Source organism: Paraburkholderia sp. SIMBA_030, from assembly GCF_046535245.1.
GTDB lineage: Bacteria > Pseudomonadota > Gammaproteobacteria > Burkholderiales > Burkholderiaceae > Paraburkholderia.
Genome location: NZ_JAWRXB010000794.1, coordinates 1 through 263, shown reverse-complemented (window position 1 = coordinate 263; position 263 = coordinate 1). Strand labels below are relative to the sequence as shown.

1 protein-coding gene is annotated in these 263 nt (G+C 61.6%); it reads right to left on the bottom strand.

Annotation, left to right across the window (positions count from 1 at the left end):
* Window positions 1-263 (bottom strand): threonine/serine exporter family protein (locus SB772_RS42160; protein ID WP_410838793.1); only part of this gene is annotated, 263 nt, incomplete at both ends.

Here is a 263-nt window from a genome sequence, read left to right as displayed (position 1 = left end):
CCCGCAACGATGGCGCCAAAGGTGAGCAACGTGGAGAGGAACCGTCCCGCGGCCGTGACGGGGAAGCCATTGATGGCGTCCTGCACGGCTGAAACGAGCCGACCTGTAGGCAACAACAGCAAGATGCCGCCAGCAACCACAATCGAAGGCGCGATGTCTACGCCGGCCCATCGAAGCATCAACGCGATAAAGGTCACCAGGAACGCGCACGCCATGGTGACGAAGAAATCCGCGGTCCGCCACTTGGTCAGTTGACGTGCCAG